Origin of the sequence: Rhodovibrio salinarum DSM 9154 (assembly GCF_000515255.1) — a bacterium.
Classification (GTDB): domain Bacteria; phylum Pseudomonadota; class Alphaproteobacteria; order Kiloniellales; family Rhodovibrionaceae; genus Rhodovibrio; species Rhodovibrio salinarum.
Map to the genome: position 1 here is coordinate 3,609,231 of NZ_KI911559.1, position 17,778 is coordinate 3,627,008.

Annotated in this window: 16 protein-coding genes; 6 read left to right on the forward strand and 10 right to left on the reverse strand. The window is 67.8% G+C overall.

Going from position 1 to position 17,778, the window contains the following annotated elements; translation table 11 throughout:
- Window positions 1–22: 22 nt before the first annotated feature.
- The 5 genes from RHOSA_RS0116770 to dgcN form a co-directional block, all read right to left on the reverse strand.
- Complete coding sequence (locus RHOSA_RS0116770) at window positions 23–643, reverse strand: peptidoglycan-binding domain-containing protein (protein WP_037256533.1); 621 nt, start codon at window positions 641–643, stop codon at window positions 23–25.
- Window positions 644–776: 133 nt separating this feature from the next.
- The gene (locus RHOSA_RS24440) at window positions 777–1,553 is read right to left on the reverse strand and encodes a DUF1194 domain-containing protein (RefSeq protein WP_081728789.1); all 777 of its coding nucleotides are present in this window, start codon (window positions 1,551–1,553) and stop codon (window positions 777–779) included.
- 251 nt (window positions 1,554–1,804) lie between these two features.
- Window positions 1,805–2,920, reverse strand: coding sequence for a ferrochelatase (gene hemH / locus RHOSA_RS23115; RefSeq protein WP_051432244.1), 1,116 nt, complete (start codon window positions 2,918–2,920; stop codon window positions 1,805–1,807).
- Between the two features lie 165 nt (window positions 2,921–3,085).
- Window positions 3,086–4,066, reverse strand: a complete 981-nt coding sequence (gene dgcA, locus RHOSA_RS0116785) for an N-acetyl-D-Glu racemase DgcA (protein ID WP_200372067.1) — start codon at window positions 4,064–4,066, stop codon at window positions 3,086–3,088.
- A gap of 18 nt (window positions 4,067–4,084) precedes the next feature.
- Entirely contained in the window at window positions 4,085–5,086 is a 1,002-nt protein-coding gene (gene dgcN / locus RHOSA_RS0116790) for an N-acetyltransferase DgcN (RefSeq protein ID WP_027289599.1), read from the reverse strand.
- A 146-nt stretch (window positions 5,087–5,232) separates the two neighbouring features.
- On the opposite strand from dgcN, the gene RHOSA_RS0116795 reads away from it, so the two are divergent.
- The 6 genes from RHOSA_RS0116795 (at window position 5,233) to hpnE (ending at window position 12,064) form a co-directional block, all read left to right on the forward strand.
- Complete coding sequence (locus tag RHOSA_RS0116795; RefSeq protein WP_037256535.1) at window positions 5,233–7,044, forward strand: gamma-glutamyltransferase family protein; 1,812 nt, start codon at window positions 5,233–5,235, stop codon at window positions 7,042–7,044.
- Window positions 7,045–7,126: 82 nt separating this feature from the next.
- A complete protein-coding gene (locus RHOSA_RS0116800) occupies window positions 7,127–7,834 on the forward strand; it encodes a Crp/Fnr family transcriptional regulator (RefSeq protein WP_027289601.1) in 708 nt (235 codons plus the stop codon).
- A 383-nt stretch (window positions 7,835–8,217) separates the two neighbouring features.
- Window positions 8,218–9,063 (forward strand): hypothetical protein, encoded by an 846-nt coding sequence (locus tag RHOSA_RS23120; RefSeq protein WP_051432245.1) that lies wholly within the window; start codon window positions 8,218–8,220, stop codon window positions 9,061–9,063.
- 16 nt (window positions 9,064–9,079) lie between these two features.
- On the forward strand, window positions 9,080–9,811 hold the full coding sequence (locus RHOSA_RS23125; RefSeq protein ID WP_051432246.1) for an HD domain-containing protein: 732 nt from the start codon (window positions 9,080–9,082) through the stop codon (window positions 9,809–9,811).
- 117 nt (window positions 9,812–9,928) lie between these two features.
- Window positions 9,929–10,789 carry a squalene synthase HpnC gene (gene hpnC, locus RHOSA_RS23130; RefSeq protein ID WP_037256537.1) on the forward strand — a complete coding sequence of 287 codons (861 nt, stop codon included), beginning with the start codon at window positions 9,929–9,931 and terminating at the stop codon, window positions 10,787–10,789.
- 15 nt (window positions 10,790–10,804) lie between these two features.
- Window positions 10,805–12,064 (forward strand): hydroxysqualene dehydroxylase HpnE, encoded by a 1,260-nt coding sequence (hpnE, locus tag RHOSA_RS0116820; RefSeq protein WP_027289602.1) that lies wholly within the window; start codon window positions 10,805–10,807, stop codon window positions 12,062–12,064.
- A gap of 19 nt (window positions 12,065–12,083) precedes the next feature.
- Here hpnE and RHOSA_RS0116825 read toward each other — a convergent pair whose 3' ends face one another.
- Genes RHOSA_RS0116825 through ccoG form a run of 5 tightly spaced genes read right to left on the reverse strand, consistent with a single transcriptional unit; the run spans window position 12,084 to window position 17,640 of the window.
- Window positions 12,084–13,016, reverse strand: coding sequence for a dihydrodipicolinate synthase family protein (locus tag RHOSA_RS0116825; RefSeq protein ID WP_027289603.1), 933 nt, complete (start codon window positions 13,014–13,016; stop codon window positions 12,084–12,086).
- A 6-nt stretch (window positions 13,017–13,022) separates the two neighbouring features.
- A complete protein-coding gene (gene ccoS / locus RHOSA_RS24865; protein WP_081728791.1) occupies window positions 13,023–13,193 on the reverse strand; it encodes a cbb3-type cytochrome oxidase assembly protein CcoS in 171 nt (56 codons plus the stop codon).
- A 60-nt stretch (window positions 13,194–13,253) separates the two neighbouring features.
- Entirely contained in the window at window positions 13,254–15,518 is a 2,265-nt protein-coding gene (locus RHOSA_RS23135; protein ID WP_051432247.1) for a heavy metal translocating P-type ATPase, read from the reverse strand.
- A 32-nt stretch (window positions 15,519–15,550) separates the two neighbouring features.
- On the reverse strand, window positions 15,551–16,069 hold the full coding sequence (locus RHOSA_RS24445; RefSeq protein ID WP_051432248.1) for a FixH family protein: 519 nt from the start codon (window positions 16,067–16,069) through the stop codon (window positions 15,551–15,553).
- Window positions 16,066–17,640, reverse strand: coding sequence for a cytochrome c oxidase accessory protein CcoG (gene ccoG, locus RHOSA_RS23145; protein WP_037256546.1), 1,575 nt, complete (start codon window positions 17,638–17,640; stop codon window positions 16,066–16,068). Before ccoG ends, RHOSA_RS24445 begins: the two co-directional genes overlap by 4 nt.
- Window positions 17,641–17,778: the final 138 nt, after the last annotated feature.

Consider the following 17,778-nt stretch of genomic DNA (forward strand, 5'->3'; position numbering starts at 1 on the left):
CGGTGCGTGTCCAGCTACAGGGTCAGCGCGTGGCAGAGTCCGACGAGAGGTCGGCGAACAGGATGCGGACCATGGTCGCCTCGGTCGGTGCGCCGTTGGCCGGCATGCCGGAATCTGCCTGAAACTTGCTAAGGGCGGCCTGCAACTTGGGTCCGAACTTGCCGTCCATCGTTCCGTCGTAATAGCCGTCGCGGATCAACGCCTGCTGCACGTGTGCCAGCACGGAGGCGTAGACTTGATAGGTCTTGCCGTCGACGGCGACGGTCGTCACCTCGCTGCGGTCGGTGACACGGATCGCGTGCAGGCGTTCCAGCAGGCTCTTCAGTACGAGGCCGATCGGATCCTGCGGGTGCTGCTCGCAATGTTTGGCCAGGAAGACCGAGAAGGTGTCCGCAGCGGTGCCCGGCGCATGGGGCGAGATATCGTAGGTCTCGGGCACGTAGGCGTTATAGGCGCTGGCGTAGCCGTCGATCCAGCCGCCGATGTTCCAATAGAGGTCCGAGCCGGCCGCGCGCTCCGTCAGGAACTGTGTACAGCTCAGGCGGCCGACGCCCTTCAATGCGAACTGCTGCTCGGACGTTGCCGCCTGGGCAGCCATCGGCCAGAGGGCAACGGCGACAAGTAAAGTTGTAAGGGCTTTCATCGCGGCCTCAACATGTAACGGCGATACTCTTGGATGGACCACTATTGAGCGGACCGCTGTCTCGGGCGGTCAAGGCCCGAAGGGCGTCCCTCGGGCCTTGACCACCCTAACGCCATGCAGGACGGCGAAGGGCTTAAGCCCCCTTGCGCCGCGCCGCGAAGGCACCCAGGCCAAGCAGCCCACCGCCCAGCAGCAGCAACGAGCCCGGCACCGGAACCGGGTCACCGCCGCCAACCTCCGCACGGATCTTCCGGCCGATCGCCGTCTCGAACTCCGAGAAGTCGCTCGCCAGGAGGGCGAAGGAATTCGGACCGGCAATCACGCTGTCCTCGAACGCTTGCCGGACGAACTCGGACTCGATCGCCACCGCGTTGATCCGATCCACACCGTTTGCCAGCGCGTCATCGCGCACGCTCGCGGCCGCGCTGCCAGTACCGCCCGACCCGTCACCCGAGACGTCCATGATCAGGGTGGTGCCGTCGAAATCATTGTTGAGCAAGCTATCCAGACCAACTTGCATGCCTTGCGCGACGTTCGTGCCGCCGCTACCCGGACGGGCGAAGTTATCCAGCGTATCGGCGAACTGCAGCACATCCGCTTCGGTCTGCAGATGGGTATAGGCGATGCCTTCCGACGCCGAAGAGGCGAAGAAGACAGCGTTCACGGCAATGCCATTGGTCGAGCCCGTGATCCTGTCGATCACGGCCTGCTGACGGAACGCGGAGGCGTAGCCGTCCATCTGCAGATTGTATTCCGAGCCGCTGATGCTGCCGGACACGTCGATGATCAGCGACAGTTCAATATCGACGGGTGTCGGGGGCGTCTGAGCTCGTGATTCGCTCGAAAGCACAGATACACCCGCTAAAGTCGCAAACCCAAATACAGCACAACGCAGAAGTGTTTTCTTCATTTCTTGCCCTCCCTATAAGGCATGTTTTGTCGGGTTCCCTACCTCCAACCCGAATCGCAACAGCCTAGGACAGCAAGGATCATGCCATTGAGAGGGGATCCAATTTTCCAACTACTTAAGGGGCGACACCCGAGACAGTCGTTAACTACCCCTTACACTCATAGATGCAAAATCAAAGCAGATGTAAAAGACTTCGACGATACGAACGGAGGTCTCTTATTAAAGTCGCGCACGCAGTCTGAGACTGCATCTCACTCCGCAGCGATCGACGCGCGCCCACGGGCGTTGTCATCGACCCATCCGCCGAGTTCGCGTGTGGCGAGGTCGGCGATCAGGCGGACGTGGTCGGGCTGGGCATTCAGGCAGGGGATATAGGTGAACTGCTCGCCACCGGCCTCCAGGAAGGTTTCGCGCCCTTCCTGGTCCAATTCCTCCAGCGTCTCCACGCAGTCGCTGGCGAAGCCGGGCGCGATGATCGCCACCTTCTTAACCCCCTCCCGGGCCAACTGTGCCAGCTTCTCGTCGGTGTAGGGCTGCAGCCACTCTTCCTTGCCGAACCGCGACTGGAAGGACAGCTGCACCGCCTCCGCACTCCAGCCCAGCCGGTCCCGGATCAGCCGCGAGCTCTTGGCGCACTGGCAGTGGTACGGATCACCGTTCAGCAAGTAGCGCTTGGGCAGGCCGTGGAACGAGGTCACCAGCACCTCCGGCGTCCAGTCCAGCTGCTGCAGGTGCTGCTGGATCGAGCCCACCACCGCATCGATGTATTGCGGTTCGTCGTGGTAGGACGGCGTGGTGCGGATCGCCGGCTGCCAGCGCATCCGCATCAAGGCGCGGAACGCCTGGTCATACGCGGTCGCCGTGGTCGAAGCGGCGTATTGCGGGTAGAGCGCCAGCAGCAGGATCTTGTGGCAGCCCTGATCCTCCAGCTTCGCCAACACGTCCTGGGTGCGCGGATAGCCGTAGCGCATCGCCCAGTCGACCACGACCTCCCCACCGAAGCGCTGCTGCAGAATCCCCGCGACCGCATCCGATTGATCGCGGGTGATCGTCTTCAGCGGACTCTCGTTCTTCTCCGTATTCCAGATCGAGGCGTAGGCCTTGCCGCTCGCCTGTGGGCGCTTCGACAGGATCACCGTGTTCAGCAGGATCTGCCAGAACACCGGATTCAGCTCGATCACCCGCTGGTCGGACAGGAACTCCTTCAGGTAGCGGCGCATCGACCAGTAGTCGGTCCCCTCCGGCGTGCCCAGGTTGAGCAGCAGCACACCAACCTTCTCCGAACCGATCGGCGGATGCTCGGACGGAAAATCCGTCTGGTAAACCGGCTCCCCATCCTCCCGAGTGTTGTCGCTGCGCTCGGCCATGACCGTTCGCCCTTTCGTCGCTACACGCTTACCACTGCCAAACTAGCCGTCATTACGCGGGGAGCAAGCCTGTCGGATCACCCGATGCGGGCAGGAACGACGGAACGGCCCGGCTATCCGCACCGCCGCGGCTGCCCTTAGCGCAGATATTGCGCCCCGCGGAACCTATCCCCACAGCCCGGCGCTGGGCGGATGGATGAAGCTGCCTTCGAAGGTGAGGCCGCCGTCCCGATCCTTCGCCAACAATAACGGCCCGTCGAGGTCGACGATCTCGACCTCCTGACCAAGCAGGACCGCCGGCGCCATGGCAAGCGAGGTGGCCAGCATGCACCCGACCATGACCGCGAAGCCGGCGGCCTCCGCCTCCGCCTTGAGCGCCAGCGCCTCGGTCAAGCCGCCGGTCTTATCCAGCTTGATGTTGACCATGTCGTACTTGCCGGCGAGCGCGTCCAGGCTGGCGCGGTCGTGGCAGGATTCGTCCGCGCACACCGGCACCGGACGGACGATCCCGGCCAGCCCCTCGTCGTCGGCCGCGGGCAGTGGCTGCTCGATCATGTCGACGCCCAGATCGCGCAACTCTTCCGCCAGGTTGCGGTACTGGTCGGCGGTCCAGCCCTCGTTCGCATCGACGATCAGCCGGGCGTCGGGCGCGTTGCTGCGCACCGCGGCGACACGGTCCAGATCGTCCGGACCGGACAGCTTGAGCTTCAGTAGCGGCCGCTCGGCGTTGTCCTTGGCGCTGACGGCCATCCGCGCCGGCGTATCCAGCGACAGGGTATAGGCAGTCGGCACCGGCTGCGGCTCCGACAGGCCGGCCAGTTCCCAGACCCGCTTGCCGGCCTGCTTCGCCTCCAGGTCCCAGAACGCGCAATCGAGTGCGTTGCGCGCCGCCCCGGCGGGCAGACGGTCCTGCAAGGCGTGGCGGTCGAGACCCTGGGCCAGCGCATCGCGCAGGCCTTCGATCTCCTGAATCACGCCGTCGACCGTCTCGTCGTAGCGGGGATAGGGGACGCATTCGCCCCGGCCGGTGTGCGTGCCGTCGGAGAGTCCGACGACCACCACCTCCGCCGTGGTGCGGCTGCCCCGAGAGATCGTGAAGGCCCCCCGGATCGGCCAGCTTTCGCGCGCGACGCTCAACTCCACCATGCCGTCTGCCGCCCCCTTTTAAGTCAACTGGGCGACGATGCGCGCCACACCGTCGCGCACCGGATCGACCGTCGGCAGGCCCAGGCGCTGTTCGATCTCCTGCAGGCAGGCCTTGGCGGCGTCCGGGTCGAGGCCGCTGGTGTTGACCGCGACGCCGACCGTCCGGGCGTTCGGGTTGGTCAACTGGGCCACTAGCTCATTTTGCTGCAAGCAGGTCTCCAAGTCGGGCAGGGCATAGTCCGGTAGGCCGCGCATGTGGGTACGCGTCGGCTCGTGGCAGAGCACCAGCGCGTCCGGCTGGCTGCCGTGCAGCAGGCCGGTAGACACCCCGGCGAAGGACGCGTGGAACAGCGAGCCCTGCCCCTCGACGACGTCCCAGTGATCCTCATCGTTCGCCGGGGTCAGCCACTCGGTCGCCCCGGAGATGAAGTCCGCGATCACCGCGTCGACCGAGACGCCGTCGCCCGCGATGAAGATGCCGGTCTGACCCGTTGCGCGGAAATCCGCCTTCATGCCGCGCTTGTGCATCTCCGCCTCGATCGCGAGGGAGGTGTACATCTTGCCCACCGAGCAGTCGGTGCCGACGGTCAATACCCGCCTGCCCGGACGCTTCTTGCCGTCGGCAACCCCGAAATCACGCGTGGGGTGGCGCACGTCCAGCATCTGCCGGCCGTTGCGCTCCGCCGCTTTGCGCAGGCGTTCGACGTCGTTCAGCTTCTTGTGCAGGCCGGAGGCGAGGTCCATGCCGAGGTCCATCGCCCGTTCCAGCGCGTCGGTCCAGGCTTCCGAGATCACGCCACCGCGATTGGCGACGCCGACGATCACGGTTCGGCAGCCGGCTTTGGCCGCCTCCTCGATCGACAGGTCCTTCAAGCCCAGGTCGGCCTTGCAGCCATCCATCCGGAACTGCCCCAGACACCAGTCCGGGCGCCAGTGCGCCACGCCCTGCGCGGTCTTCGCGGCCAGTTGGTCGGGCGCGTCGCCCAGGAACATGAGATAGGGATGCTCGATGGCTGCCATGGCTGTCGTCCTGTCCCCCGAAAGTGGTCGTGTCCGGTTCTGTCTAAAGCATGGCCGCCGTAAGCGCTACCAGCAGCGTTGGTTGCGCAGCCAGGCAAGCGCGCCGTAACGTGCGCGCTCCCGCCTGATCGCTGGAGATGACTGGCATGTCGTTCACCACCCGCCCGGAGATTCGCGGCACCTTCGGGGCCGTCGCCTCGACCCACTGGCTGGCGAGTCAGACCGCCATGGCGATACTGGAACGCGGCGGCAACGCGTTCGACGCGGCGGTGGCCGGCGGCTTCGTGCTGCAGGTGGTGGAGCCGCACCTGAACGGTCCCGGCGGCGAGGTGCCGATCGCGCTCAAGCCCGCCGGCGGCGCGGTGGAAATCGTCTGCGGCCAAGGCCCTGCGCCCCGGGCAGCCACCATCCAGGCCTACCGCGACCAGGGGCTGGAGGTCGTGCCGGGCACCGGCCTACTGGCGGCGACCGTGCCGGGGGCGTTCGACGCCTGGATGCTGCTGCTGCGTGACCACGGCAGCCTGCCGCTGCGCGACGTTCTGGAGCCGGCGATCCAGTACGCACGGCACGGCTACCCGTTGGTCCCCCGAATCGCGGGAACGATCGAGACGGTGGCCGGGCTGTTCCGCGACGAATGGCCGACCAGCGCCGCCCTGTACCTGCCCGACAACCGGGTTCCGACGCCCGGCAAGCGCTTCGCCAATCCGACGCTGGCCGACACCTATGAGCGCCTGGTGCGGGAAGCGGAGGGTCAGGCCCGCGACCGGGACGACGTGATCGAAGCCGCCCGGCACGTTTGGGCCGAGGGGTTCGTCGCGGAGGCGATCGCCGCGTTCTGCCGCACGCAGGAGGTGATGGACACCAGCGGCGCCCGTCACGCCGGCCTGCTGGACGGCGACGATCTGGCCGCCTGGCGCGCCACCAAGGAGGCGCCGGTCGCCCGTGACTACCACGGCTGGCGGGTGCACAAGGCCGGGGCCTGGTCGCAGGGACCGGTGCTGCTGCAGCAACTGGCCCTGCTGGAGGGGGTCGACCTGGACCGGATGGCCCCGACCGGCGCCGAGTTCGTGCATACCGTGACCGAAGCCGCCAAGCTCGCCTTCGCCGACCGGGAGCTGTTCTACGGCGACCCCGACTTCGTCGACGTACCGCTGGAGACGCTGCTGTCCGACACCTATGCCGAGGTCCGGCGCAAACTGATCGGACGCGAGGCGAGCCGCGATCTGCGCCCAGGCGATATTCCGGGCTATGGCGGCGACTTGAACCGGCTGCTGGAGCTCGCGCTCGCGCCGCCGCCGGAGCAGGCGCTGGGCGCGTTTGGCGGCGGCGAGCCGACGGTGCAGGACGACCGACCCAAGCACGGCGACCGCCAGGCCCCGGGCGACACCTGCCACATCGACGTGATCGACCGGCACGGCAACGCCGTGACGGCGACGCCGTCCGGAGGCTGGCTACAGTCCTCTCCGGTGATCCCGGACCTCGGCTTCTGCCTGGGCACCCGCGCGCAGATGTTCTGGCTGGAAGACGGTCAGCCGGCCAGCCTGGCGCCCGGCAAGCGCCCGCGCACCACCCTGTCGGTCTCGCTCGCCACCCACGCGGACGGACGGGTGCTGGCGATCGGCACGCCGGGCGGCGACTATCAGGACCAGTGGACGCTGCACGCCTTCCTACGCCACGTCCACGCCGGCCATAACCTGCAGGAAGCAATCGAGGCGCCCGGCTTCAAGACCGACCACATGCCCTCATCCTTTTACCCGCGCCGCGCCAAGCTGGGCACACTCGATCTCGAAAGCCGGTTTCCGGAGGAGACCTTCGTCGAACTCGGTCGGCGCGGCCATCACATCGGCATCAGCGATCCCTGGTCGCTCGGCCGGGTCACGGCGGTCGGCACGGAAGACGGCCTGATCAAGGCCGGCGCCAACCCACGCGGCATGCAAGGGTATGCAGTCGGTCGGTAGCGGCGCTTGTACGGTTCCCATTGTCCGGCGCACACTGCCATCCGAGTGGACTGACCATGCCACTGAGGGGGAATCACCAGCCGTGAGCGGACAGCAGGAGGGGCGTGACCGGTCGCTGGCGCGGGTCGAGATCTTCCGTGACCTGCAAGACGCCGACCGGCGACGGGTCGAGGACCGCTGCCGCTGGCGGACCTACGCGCCGCAGGAAACCGTGATCGCCCGCGAACAGGACAGCCATGAGGTGCACTTCGTCATCTGGGGCCGGGTGCGCGTGCTCGACTATGCCGCCAGCGGGCGGGAGGTTGCGTTCGACGATATCGGCCCCGGCGGCACGGTGGGCGAACTGGCCGCGATCGACGGCGGCATGCGGTCGGCCTCGGTCGTCGCGGTCCAGCGCACCCTGACGGCCGCACTCGATCAGCGCAGCTTTTTGAACATGCTGGCCGAGCATCCCGAGGTCAGCCTGGCCACCATGCGCCGCCTGACCCGGATGGTCCGGCAGGCGAGCGAGCGGATCATGGATCTAAGCGCGCTCGGCGCCAACAACCGCGTCCATGCCGAAATCCTGCGCCTCGCCCGCCAGGCGGCGGGCCCGGACGCGGAAATCGCGCGCCTCTCCCCGATCCCGGTGCATTCCGAGGTGGCGAGCCGGGTTTCCACCACGCGGGAGACGGTTGCCCGCGTGTTCTCGGATCTGACGCGCGAAGGCGTGCTGCACAAGGAACGCAACGTCCTGGTGGTCGACGACATCCCCGCGCTGGCGGATCTGGTGGCCAGCGTGCGCGGCTAGCCAGGGCGAGATTGAGCGCCCTGTGATCGCCGTCACTTCGAGGGCGGACTGTCCCGCTTAAGTATCAAGACAGACGGACAGCAGCGGCTCCCCCCTACCGCCGTTGTCTGTCGAGACGCGGCGATCTTACGGGGTCCCCCTCTCCCCTGATGACGCCGCGTCATGTGCCCTCCGCGGATCCGCCCGCGGACCACGGGCCCGTTCGCCTTGGAGCCTCCCTGCCCCCGCCGGCTGGCGACGGCCGTATGACCGTCGCCAGCCGGTTTTTTCTTGCGCGCGCCGAGCAGCCTGCGGCTTGACAGCACGCGGGCGTAGCGGGGATGACCCGGATCGCATCCAATTTTCTCGGCACGCCCCCAGCTACGAGCACGCGGTTTTCATCCATGTCCGCCGATCCCAAGCCCGCCACCCACGCCTACCGCGTCACGCCCAGGGCCGACGGCCGGCAGGAACGCCGGCTGCTATCGGACAAGCTGCAAGCGCGCCTGGAGCGCCAGCTGACCGACACGATCGCCGCCGCGCTGACGCGCCTTCAGCTGATGCCAACCGGCGGTTCGCGCGAGCTGGCTGCCTGGATCGGCGAGTTCTTTCGCCTCCACGCCGACAGCCCGGCCGGCGAGAATCCGGGCGGCAGCGGGGTGAACGATTCGCTCTGGCTGTTCGTGATCGCCCGTGCGCTCGCCCCCAACCGAATCATCGAGAGCGGCACCCACCGCGGCCACAGCGCCTGGATCTTCCACCGCGCCTGCCCCGAAACGCCGATCGATACCTTCGATGTCGACACGGGCAAGCTGACCTGGTCCCACGAGAAGCTGCGCGCGCACCAGGGCGACTGGACGGCGACGATCGGTTCAGACCCGGCGAACGCTGAAGCGCTCGTGTTCTTCGACGACCACATCAATCACGCCCGTCGCGTGGCGGAGGCGCACGCACGCGGCTTCCGCTGGCTCCTGGTCGACGACAACTTCGCCGCCACTCAAGTGCATGCCACCGGCGGCCCGCCCTTGCCCAGCTTGGCCATGCTGTTCGATCCCGAGGTCGTCCCCGGCGACGAGATCGCTTGGTCCCGCAATGGCAAGAACTACGCCTGGACCTATACGCAAGAGGCCGAGTACGGCGCCCGCGAGCTGATCGAAAGCTATACGCCACTGCCCGAACTGGGGGAGATCACCCGATTCCCGACCGGCTCCGGCTTGTCGCTGGTCCGCCTCGCCGCGCCGCGCGCCTAACGGAGCGCCACACCAGATGGCCGACCGCCCGACATCGAAAAAGCCGTCCCCAAAGAAGTCGCCGAAGAACAAGGATATCGCACGCGCCTGGCAGCGCATGCTGTCGGGACGGCGGCTGGACCTGCTGGAGCCCTCGCCGCTCGACGTCGAGATCGAGGATATCGCCCACGGCCTGTCCCGTGTCGCCCGCTGGAACGGCCAGACGTCCGGTGACTGGGCGTTCTCGGTGGCGCAGCACTCCGTGCTGGTCGATGACCTGGCCGGACGGCTGCGCGCCGGCACCGCGCACAAGTGGCGTCTGGCGGTGCTGCTGCACGACGCGCCGGAGTACGTGATCGGCGACCTGATCACACCATTCAAAGCGGCTGTCGGGATCGACTACAAGGCGCTGGAAGAGCGGCTGATGCAGGCGGTGCTGCTGCGCTTCGGCCTGCCGGGGGCGCTGCCCGAGGAAATCCAGCACCTGATCAAGAAAGCCGACCGCGCCGCCGCCTATCTGGAAGCGACCCAATTGGCCGGATTCGAGCGGGACGTCGCCGACCACATCTTCGAACCGCCACCGAAGAAGATCTACGATCGCGGCCCGATCACCCTGCACCCCCTGCCACCGCACGCGGCCAAGCGCCTCTACCTCGAACGCTTCATGCGGCATGCGCCCAAAGGCCTGCACCCCCCGCTGCCAGCGGACGTCGAGACCGCCGACACCACAGGCGGCGCCATCGGCGACGGCCAGGATACGAGGGATTAGGTACGGCGCACAGGGCATGCAGATCATCGCGCCACGTGTCGGGAGTTGCCCGCTAGTCCCGCCCTGCGGCGTTCGTTACAGTCCGCGCGACCCCGGACCCGGGAGGAGTTCACCCCCTTGAGCGCGATCGAAACGCCCTCCGGCAAAGGTAGCGGCGACGAGAACTTTCCGGTCGCCTCGCGCCTGATCGCCCCCGGGCTGCGCCCCCACGTGATGGCGTACTACGCTTTCGCCCGCGCCGCCGACGACATCGCCGATAACCCAACGCTGGCCCCGGACGACAAGATCGCCCGGCTGGATCGGCTAGGCGCGGCCCTGAACGGGGAAGCTGGCGGCTATGCCGTGCCAGTCGCCCAGCGCTTGCGCGCAAGCCTGCTGGAAACCGGCGTACCGCTTGCCGACGCTTTGGACCTGCTGACGGCGTTCAAGCAGGACGCGGTCAAGACTCGCTACGCCGACTGGGAGGAATTGCTAGGCTATTGTGTGAACTCCGCCAATCCGGTGGGCCGCTTCCTGCTCGATCTGCACGGCGAGCCGGCAGCCGCCCGCCCGCTCTCCGATGCGCTGTGCACGGCGCTGCAGATCCTCAACCACCTGCAGGATCTGGGCGACGACTACCGCCGGTTGGACCGCGTCTACCTGCCGGAAAGCTGGCTGGCACACGAAGGGATCGGTGTCGACGCGCTGGCAGGCAGCCAATCGGACCTGCGGCTGCGCCGGGTAATCGACCGGGCGCTGGACGGCGTGGCGGCACTGCTGCCGGCGGCGCGCGCGCTGCCCGATCGCCTGACCGACCGACGGATGGCGATGGAAGCGGGGGCGATCGCCGCGCTGGCGCGCGCGCTGCACGCGCGTCTGAGCCGGCAGGACCCACTGGCCGTCCGGGTCGAGCTGTCCAAGCCGGCCAAACTATGGATCGCCGGGAGGGGGGCCCTCGCGGCGGCGTGGCGGCCAACCCCGGCTTCGGAAACGGCGTGAGGTCCGCATAAGCCGATGGCGCGCACGCATGTAATCGGAGCCGGCATGGCGGGGCTCGCCTGCGCAGTGCGCCTCGCGCGCGCCGGCGAAGCGGTCACGCTTTACGACGCCGCCCCACAGGCCGGCGGACGCTGCCGCTCGCTGTACGACCCGCAACTCGAACGCTGGATCGACAACGGCAATCACCTGCTGTTGAGCGCGAACCCGAACGCGCGCGCCTTCCTGCGCGCAACCGGCGCGGAACACCACCTGAGCGCCCCGCCCAACGCCGCCTTCCCGTTCGTCGACCTGAAAACCGGGGAGCGCTGGACGGTCCGCCCGAACGACGGCCGCCTGCCCTGGTGGCTGTGGGTCCCAAGCCGGCGGGTGAAGGGTGCGAGCGCGCTCGACCATCTGCGCGGCGCCGGCATCGCCTTCGCGCGCGACGGCGAGACGGTGGCCGAGCGCCTGAGCCGGCCGGGCCACGCGATCTGGGAACGGTTGTGGAAACCCCTCGCCGTCTCGATCCTGAACACCGAACCGGAAGCCGCCGATGCGCGGCTGCTGCGCCGGGTGATTCTGGACTCATTCGCCAAGGGCGGGCGCTATTCCCGGCCGCTGGTGGCGATCCAGTCGCTGTCCGACACCTTCGTCGACCCGGCGCTCGCGACGCTGGATGTCTATGGGGCCGATGTGCGGCTGGGCTGGCGGCTGCGCGATCTGGGCGGCGACGACGGCGGCATCACCGGTCTCGACTTCGCGCAGGGCTACGAGCCGGTTGCGCCGGACGACCGCGTGATCCTGGCCGTGCCGGCCCCGGTCGCCCGGCAGCTGATCCCCGGGCTCACCGCGCCCACGGACACGCGGCCGATCGTCAACGCCCACATCCGCCTACCCCACCGCGCACGACTGGCGGAGGGCATCCCGTTCCTGGGGCTGGTCGGCGGCACCGCGGAGTGGGTCTTCCTGCGCAATGACGTCGCCAGCGTCACCGTCTCCGCGGCGACCCAACTGGCCGACCGTTCGCCTTCCGAGATTGCGGAAATCCTGTGGCCCGACGTCGCCAAGGCGCTCGCCCTCGACCCCCGGCATCAGCCACCGATGCGGGTGATCAAGGAACGCCGCGCCACCTTCGCCCAGACGCCCGCGGCCGTGCGTCAACGCCCGCCGGCCAAGACCCCGATCCCGAACCTGCTGCTGGCCGGCGACTGGACCGACACCGGCCTGCCGGCGACGATCGAGGGCGCCACTACCAGCGGCCACACCGCGGCCGATCTGGTGCTGAAGGCGCGGTAGCCCCGACCGCGGTGGCCGCCTAACGCCCACCCAACGCGCGTCCCGCGCCGGCGGTGAACGCCTCGAGCGCGTTCAACTTCTGCAAAAGGGCGTTGGCCTGTTCGGCGGGCAGCGAGGTTAGCGGCGGACGGACACGGGTCCAGCCAGGATGCCCGGTGCGCCGAGCGACCACGGCCTTGGCGCCCGCAATGGTCGGGAAAGCCTCCAGCGCCTTGCGGTAGGCAATCACCGCCTCATTGAGCTCATCACCACCGCTGCGGCCCCAGCATTCGTACAGGCGGTTCAGCAGGTGCGGATTGACGTTGGCGCTCGCGGTGATCGTGCCGGCCCCGCGCAGTTCCAGCGCATCGCGGAGGTAGTGCTCGTTGCCGACGAACACGCTGAAGCCGGGGTGCTTATGCAAAAGGTCCCGGGTGTAGGACCAGTCGCCGCCGGAATCCTTGAGGCCGACCACCGTCTCGGGGAAGTCGGTGAACAGCCGTTCGACCAGCGCCGGCGACCAGCCGATCCCGGCCTGCCCCGGGATGTGGTAGAGGTAGAGGCGCAGCCGGTCATCGCCGACCCGCTGGATCAGCTCGCGGACGAAATCATACAGCCCCGCGTCACTGACGTTCTTGTAGAAGAAGGGCGGCGGCAGCAGCACGCCGCCGCAGCCGTGATTCACCGCCGCACGGGTCAGACGCACCGTCTCCGGCAGGTTGGGGAGACCGACGCCCGGCAGCAGCTTGTGGCCCGGCACTTCCGCCTCGCGCAAGGCGGTCAACAGTTCCAGCCGCTCGTCGAGCGACAGGGAGGTTGCTTCGCTGGTGGTGCCAAACGGGACCAGCGCGCTGCAGCCATGACCGAGCAAGTCCTTGGCGAACCCGACAAAGCGCGCGCTATCGACCGATAAATCCGCGTTGAACGGGGTCAGGACAGGGGCCAACACCCCCGCGAACGGTCCGCGTGCCATCGCGTTTCACCCTGGTGACCGGTCGTTGGGGTCGTTCTCGTCGTCGTCGAACAGCACCCGGTGCGCCGCCCCTTCCAGATCGTCGTACTGCCCGCTCTTGAGCGACCACAGGAAGGCCGCCAACCCACACAGGCCGAGGAACAACGCGATCGGGATCAGGTAAATCAGGACGGTCATGGGACGACTTTAGCAGGTGCGCCACGACGGCGGTAAGGCGCGAGACGGGTGCGCCCGCGCCTACTCCGTCGTCGCCCGTGTCAGGCCAAGGCGCAGCGAATTGCCGGTCACCGCCAGCGAGGAGGCGGACATCACCACCGCGGCGATCAGCGGCGTGACGAAGCCGGCCATCGCCAGCGGCACCGCCACCGCGTTATAGGCGAAGGCCAGGCCGAAGTTCTGGTGCACCAGCCGCCCGGCGCGCCGGGCGACCTCCAGCACTTCCAGCACCGGGGCAAGACGCTCGCCCTGGAACACCGCGTCGGCGGCGGTCTGGGAGATGTCGGCGGCACTGGCAGGCGACAGGGAGACGCTGGCAGCGGCGAGCGCGGGCGCGTCGTTCAGGCCATCGCCCACCATCAAGACGCGCTTGCCGCCGGCGACCAGCTTCTCCAGCCGCGCCACCTTCTGAGCGGGCGCACATTCCGCCTGCCAGTCGGCCAGCCCGAGGGCGCCGGCCACTTTTTCCACCGTCGGCGTCCGGTCGCCGGACAGCAACACGACCTCCTTGCCCTGGCCCTGCAGGGTGCGCACCACCTCGCCCGCGTCGGAACGCAGCGGGTCGTCGAAGGTGAAGCGCACCGGCGCCATGCCGGGACGGGTTAACCACAACTCCGGACCGTCGTGGTCGTCGTCTTCGGCGGCAGCATCCGCACCGACCCAACTGCGCTTGCCCAGACGCGTCTCGTTGCCCTGCGCGTCGGCCCAGGCGAGCCCGCAGCCCGGCTCCTCGCGCACGCCGTCAAGCACCGGCATGTCGGGCGCGGCGCGTGAGAGCGCGCGGGCCAGCGGATGCGTGCTGGCCCCGGCAAGCCCGGCCGCCGCCCGCAGGTCCAGCGGATCGACGTCGGTCTCCTTCAGTTCGGGCCGGCCCAGGGTGAGTGTCCCGGTCTTGTCGAACACCACCGTGTCGACCTTGGCCAGACGTTCCAGCGCCGTGCCGGACTTCAGCAGCACGCCGCGCTTCAGCAGCCGACCGCTGGCGATCACCTGCACCGCCGGCACGGCAAGGCCAAGCGCACAGGGGCAAGTCACGATCAAGACCGCCACCGCGATCAGGAGCGCCGGCTGCCAGGCCAACCCACCCAGGATGACCCAACCGAGGAAGGCCGCGAGCGCCAGCACGTGCACCACCGGGGCGTAGCCGCGCGCCATCCGATCGGCCAGCGCGACGTATTTCGCCCGGCGCTGCTCGGCCGTCTCCATCAGCCGCACGATCTCGGACAGCAGCGTGTCCTCCCCGACCGCCGTGACTTCCACCGTGACGGGCGCGGACAGATTCAGGGTGCCAGAATACACGCGGGACCCCGGCTGGGCGGCGTGGGGTAGCGTTTCACCGGTCAGCAGGGAGCTGTCGAGTTCGCTCGTCCCGTCGACGATCCGGCCGTCGGCGGCAATCCGCTCGCCCGCCGCAGCCAGGATGCGCATGCCGGGCTGCAACTGATCGGCCGGCACCACGCGCCGGCTGCCGTCGGCGTCTAGCAGCGTCACCGCCCCGCTGCGTAGGGCGAGCAGGCGTTCGGCGGCCGACCGCGCCTTGCCGCGCGCCCGTCGGTCCAGATAGCGGCCGAGCAGCAGGAAGAACAGCAGCGTCACCGCGCTGTCGAAATAGGCGTGCGGACCGGACTGGATGGTCTCCGACAAACTCATCCCGCCGGCCAGCAGGACGGCCAGCGAGATCGGCACGTCCATGTTCATCCGTCCGGCCTTCAGCGCCGACAGGGCGGAACGGTAGAACGGCCGCCCGGCGTAGACGATGGCCGGCAGCGCGATCAGCGCGGAAAACCAGTGCAACAGGTCGCGCGTGACATCCGCCATCCCCTGGGCATGGCCCGCCCAGACGGAGACCGACAGCAGCATCACGTTGGCCGCGGCGAAGCCGGCCACGGCCATGGCGCGCAGTAGTTCCTTCTCCTGTCGGGTGTCGTCGTCGCTCAGGCGCTGGGGATCGTAAGGCACCGCGCGGTAGCCGAGTCCGGCTAGGCGCCGGACCATCTCGCCGCCCTGCTCGACCGCCCCTTGCCAGACGACCTGAAGGCGCCGAGTGGTCATATTGACCCGGGCGCTCTCGACGCCGTCCATCGCGCTCAGTTCGCGTTCGATCGTCTTGACGCAACCGCCGCAATGGATGCCTTCGACCATCAGGGCAAGGGTGTGACGCCCCTGAGCGTCGGCCTGGACGTAGGGGGTAACGTCGACCGGCTCCCGCGCGTCGCCCGCGGCCTGCCGGCCGCTTTCAGCCTCGGCGCGCGCGACATCGGCAACGCCGGTGGTACAGCAACTCATCACGCGATCCTATCGGATAAGACGGCGCGGGCTCATTCCGTCACCGTAATCCGCCGGGAAACCCGGACGGCCTTGCCATTCTTCTCCGCTTCGATACGCAGTTCCCAAAGACCCTTGAGCGGCAGATCGACGGTCTTGCCAAAGGTGCCGCCGCCGAGCGCGTCCAGGGTATGGACGCTGTCGTAACCTTCCTGCGTCGGGCGGACGAAGCCGACCTGAACGCGGTCCGCCTGCAGCGGCTGGCCCTGGTCGTCCGTCAGCGAGATCCGCACATCGACCCGCTTGGGCTGCGGGTGTTCGACCGACAGGTCGACCGACCAGCCAAGCGCGTCCTCGCGCTGCTCGGCCTCGATCGCCTGCTGGTAGACGAGCCCCTTGTCGTAGGCATCATCGGTAACGAGCCCGCGCCAAGAGCCCATGCCCACCCCGATCATCGTGCCATTGGCCACGAAGATGACGAGGAACATCCCGAAGAAACAACTGGGAATCCAGACGTTGGGCTGCTTGTACCAGCGGATCGCCCGTTGGATCAGGCCATGCTGCGCGCTCACCTCTCAGGCCCCCGGAACAGCGTTTCCTGTACCACAACGTTGCCCTGCCGGTCGGTCAGGCGGAACTGGAAATCGCGCGTCGTCTGCTCGACCGCCGAGCTCGGGCGTTCGACATAGATTTTATAGGATGTCACGGAATCCGGGTCGGCCGTCAACTGCACCTGGCGGGCCCTGGGGGTGTTCATGCCCACCACCGACAAGGTGCCTTGCGGCAGGTTGCCGAGCTCCAGGGTATAGCTGCTCTGAGCGCGCTCCTTGTTCAGGATCTTGATCGTGTAGCCGTTACGGATCGCCCCGTCGGATAGGGTCACGAACAGCGGATTGCGGTCGTGCAGGACGTTGAGGTCGTGGGTGCTGCGGGTCATCAGGGTAAACAGCATGATGCCGGCAACGACCGCCAGCAGCGAGCCGTACAGGATGGTGCGGGCACGGATCAGCCGGATCCGCGGCTTCTCGCCCCGGGCGCGGCGCTCCTGATTGGCGAGTGTATCGTAGGTGATCAGGTTCTTGGGCCGGCCCAGCTTCTCCATCACGCTGTTGCAGGCGTCGATGCACAGCGCGCACCCGATGCACTCCATCTGCACGCCGTCGCGAATGTCGATGCCGGTCGGACAGACCGCAACGCACTTGTCGCAGGCGATGCAGTCGCCCTTGCCGTCGACCTTGTCCCGGCCGTAGAGCGCATTGGCCTGTTCCCAGTCGATCGCGGCCAAGCCCGGCGTGCTGCTATCATCCGGGCCCTTGGGCGGCAGATTGGCCGGGGAGACGTGCGTCTTGCCCTTTTTCGGCTTGCCGCGCGGCTCACCGCGCCAGGGCTCGTAGGTGACGATCATCGTGTCTTCGTCGAACATCGCCGCCTGGAAGCGCGGCCACGGGCACATGTAGGTGCACACCTGCTCGCGTGCCCAGCCGGCCAACAGGTAGGTCGTGGCCGTAAACATGCCGACGAAGAAGTAGACGCTGAAAGACGCCTGGCCGGTAAAGAAGTTGCCGACGACAGTAGGCGCGTCGACGAAGTACATGATCCACGCCCCACCGGTGGCGAGCGCGATCAACAGCCAGACGCTGTGCTTGGCCAAGCGCTTGGCGAGCTTCTGGCCGGTCAGCGGCTGTCTGTCGAGCTTGATCCGGGCGTTGCGGTCGCCTTCGATCCACCGCTCGACCAGCATGTAGAGGTCGGTCCAGACGGTCTGCGGGCAGGCGTAGCCGCACCACACACGGCCCAGAAGGCTGGTCACCAGAAACAGCCCGATTGCGCCCATGATCAGCAGGCCAGCCAGGTAGTAGACCTCCTGCGGCCAGATCTCGATGCCGAAGAAGTAGGCCCGGCGCGCCGGCATATCGATCAGCAAGGCCTGATCCGGGGTGTTCGGCCCGCGATCCCAGCGCAGCCAGGGTGCAATGTAATAGATGCCGAGCAGAACGATCACCGCCGCCCACTTGAGCTTGCGGTAAAAACCGCCGATCGCCATCGGATGGACCTTCACCCGGCCAGCGTAGAGGTTCTGCTCCCGCTGCTTGCGCCGGGACAGGGCACCTTCAGTGCCCTCATGAATCGTCGACTCAGCCATATCGTCTCTACTCGGTTGCGCCGCCCATATTCGCAAGACGATCCCGCTCAGCCACGCCTGGCGCGCGTAATCGTTACGAATGCCAAGAACTTACGCGCCTCGGCTGCGAGCGCCATTGCGGTATATCAAGGATGCTTC

Excerpts from the sequence above, each read along its gene's own strand:
- hpnE (WP_027289602.1), top strand. The coding sequence starts at position 10,805 with ATGGCGCGCACGCATGTAATCGGAGCCGGCATGGCGGGGCTCGCCTGC.
- dgcA (WP_200372067.1), bottom strand. The coding sequence starts at position 4,066 with ATGGTGGAGTTGAGCGTCGCGCGCGAAAGCTGGCCGATCCGGGGGGCC.
- RHOSA_RS0116825 (WP_027289603.1), bottom strand. The coding sequence starts at position 13,016 with ATGGCACGCGGACCGTTCGCGGGGGTGTTGGCCCCTGTCCTGACCCCG.
- RHOSA_RS23125 (WP_051432246.1), top strand. The coding sequence starts at position 9,080 with ATGGCCGACCGCCCGACATCGAAAAAGCCGTCCCCAAAGAAGTCGCCG.
- ccoG (WP_037256546.1), bottom strand. The coding sequence starts at position 17,640 with ATGGCTGAGTCGACGATTCATGAGGGCACTGAAGGTGCCCTGTCCCGG.
- hemH (WP_051432244.1), bottom strand. The coding sequence starts at position 2,920 with ATGGCCGAGCGCAGCGACAACACTCGGGAGGATGGGGAGCCGGTTTAC.
- RHOSA_RS23135 (WP_051432247.1), bottom strand. The coding sequence starts at position 15,518 with ATGAGTTGCTGTACCACCGGCGTTGCCGATGTCGCGCGCGCCGAGGCT.
- RHOSA_RS23120 (WP_051432245.1), top strand. The coding sequence starts at position 8,218 with ATGTCCGCCGATCCCAAGCCCGCCACCCACGCCTACCGCGTCACGCCC.
- dgcN (WP_027289599.1), bottom strand. The coding sequence starts at position 5,086 with ATGGCAGCCATCGAGCATCCCTATCTCATGTTCCTGGGCGACGCGCCC.
- RHOSA_RS0116770 (WP_037256533.1), bottom strand. The coding sequence starts at position 643 with ATGAAAGCCCTTACAACTTTACTTGTCGCCGTTGCCCTCTGGCCGATG.
- ccoS (WP_081728791.1), bottom strand. The coding sequence starts at position 13,193 with ATGACCGTCCTGATTTACCTGATCCCGATCGCGTTGTTCCTCGGCCTG.
- RHOSA_RS0116795 (WP_037256535.1), top strand. The coding sequence starts at position 5,233 with ATGTCGTTCACCACCCGCCCGGAGATTCGCGGCACCTTCGGGGCCGTC.
- RHOSA_RS24440 (WP_081728789.1), bottom strand. The coding sequence starts at position 1,553 with ATGAAGAAAACACTTCTGCGTTGTGCTGTATTTGGGTTTGCGACTTTA.